The organism is Methyloversatilis sp. XJ19-13, assembly GCF_024580155.1.
Lineage (GTDB): Bacteria > Pseudomonadota > Gammaproteobacteria > Burkholderiales > Rhodocyclaceae > Methyloversatilis.
Genome location: NZ_JANINH010000038.1, coordinates 1 through 2,383 on the forward strand (window position 1 = coordinate 1; position 2,383 = coordinate 2,383).

General features: G+C 63.3%; 1 protein-coding gene. It reads right to left on the reverse strand.

Features of this window, described 5'->3' with window-relative positions; all coding sequences use genetic code 11:
• Positions 1-2,182: PAS domain S-box protein (locus NMQ14_RS19600; protein ID WP_257098509.1), on the reverse strand; the 2,182-nt coding region annotated here is incomplete at its 3' end.
• Positions 2,183-2,383: the final 201 nt, after the last annotated feature.

Genomic DNA, 2,383 nt, shown 5'->3' on the forward strand with positions numbered 1-2,383 from the left:
CCTGGATGTCGCTCATCGTGCTCACCACACGCTTGACCGTCTCCGCACCGCGCATCACCGCCTCGTTGCTCTGACGACCCAGCTCGTTCGCCTTCTGCGCACTGTCCGCGTTCTGCTTCACCGTCACGTTCAGCTCTTCCATCGAACTGGCCGTCTCCTCCAGCGAACTCGCCTGCTCTTCGGTACGCGAACTCAGGTCGCTGTTGCCGGCCGAAATCTCCCGCGCCGCCGTGTTGATCGCCTCCGTCGAATCCTTGATCTGGCCCACCACCTCGCGCAGCTTGTCCACTGTCGTGTTCGTGTCGTCTTTCAACTGTGCGAACAGCCCCGCGTACTCGCGCTCGATCCGCCGGTTCAGGTCGCCCGACGCCATCGCTCCCAGCACACCGGCAAGATCCGTCAGGCTGCTCTGCACCTGTCCCACCAGACCGTTCAGCCCTTCCGAAAGCGGCAGGAAGAAGCCCTTCTTGCCCTCCAGCTTCAGCCGCCGCGAAAAGTCGCCCTGGCCTGCCGCCACAACCAGGTCCGTCACTTCCTTCTCCAGTGCCACTTCTTCCGTGCGTTCCACCCACTCGCCTATCGTCCCGATACGCACTCCCGATGCGTCATACACCGGCGTCGAGAACAGATCGAATACGTAGCGACCTATCTCCAGCCGCGCACGGTAGCCGCTCGCCGTGTTCTCCGACTCCCGCACAAAAACCGGATTCGTGCAGATCGACGATATGTTCGCCCCTATGAACTGCTCTGCCGTGAACCCGGGCAGATGCTTGCGAAGCTCTTCCGCGATCCTCGCCACCGTCGCACTCATCGCCCTGTTCGCGTAGAGAACATTGCCGTCGTTGTCCGCAATTCGGAGATTCGTGTTCGCATAATCCAGAGCCATGCGTGCGCGCAGGCTCTCTTCGGCAACGCGCCGCTCCTCCGCCATGTCGGCGCCGAGCTTGATCTTCATCATCTTCGTGGCATCGAGGATGGCCAGCATTTCGTCATGGCGGGTGGTGCCGACCTCGACATCGAGGCGGCCTTCGGCCATGCGGCGCACGATGGACTTGACCTCGCCGATCGGTTGCAGGATGGCGCGCAGCAGCAGCGAGGCACCGACGCCGGCGAACAGCAGACCCAGCGCAAGAATGGCTGCCATGGTTCCGAAAGCGGCGCCGGACGCATCCCGTACGTTCGCGATCTCGCTGCCCGCGACCTTGATCTGCATATCGACCAGTTCGCTTACCTTGCCGGAAATCGGATCGATGACCGGATACAGGTCCTGTACGGTAAAGGCGCTCAGCGCCGCCATGTCTTTTGCGCGCACGATGCTCGCCAGCCGCTCTACCGATGCGTTCGCCGTCTTCATCAGCGGCAGCGCCTGCTCGACCAGCGCCAGCTCATCGGGTGTCATCTGGCTGGTGCGGTAGGCGTCCCAGTTCTTCGCAATGGCCGCAAGCGCATCGTCGATGTTGTTCGCCGCCTGGGCAAAGTCGATATTGCCGTTGCGAGCCTTGTGCGCGGTATCGACGATGTTGACCGCATACATGTCGGCCACCACCTTGAGCTGCTGCGTCGGCAGCACGCGGTCCTTGTAGACCACCTTCAATGTCGCTTCGCTGGACTGCATCGCCAGCATGCCGATGCCGGCAATGGCCGCCATGGCGATGCCGAGCACACCGACGATCGCGAACATGCGGGCCTTGATGCTCAGACCGGCGATGAAGCGCGCCGGCGAAAAGCCGGTCTTCACCACCACGCCGTCTCGGATGGCCAGGCCCTGCGCACGACCCTCGCGAAACGCCCGATATGCGCCTTCGGCCGCCGCGATCTGCTCGCGCGACGCCCCGGTGCGTACCGAGATGTAGCCGGTGACCGAGCCGTTCTCCAGCAACGGCGAGGCGTTGGCGACCACCCAGTAGTGGTCGCCATTCTTGCAGCGGTTCTTCACCAGGCCGGTCCAGGGACGTTCGGCCTTCAGGCAACGCCACATGTCCTCGAAGGCCTCGCGCGGCATGTCGGGGTGGCGCAGGATGTTGTGCGGCTGTCCGATCAGCTCGCTTTCTTCGAAGCCGCTGATGTCGACGAAGTCCCGATTCACATAGACGATCTGACCTTTCAGGTCGGTGCGGGACACGATATTGTGGCGTTCGGTCACCTCGACTTCGCGACCGGTCACCGGTGAGTTGATGCGCATGCTTGTATCTCCGGACTGTTGCCTTGCGTGGCGACCTGTTGGCCCGCGCACTGCCTTGATGTCAGAACTCTTCCCATTCGTTTTCGTCGACCGCCGCAGCGGTGGCAGGCTGAACCCGCCTCACCTTGCCCAGCGCCCCGCCGCGCGAACGCGGCAGCACCGGTTCGCTGTTCGCCGCCTCACGCTGCCTCAGCGATGCAC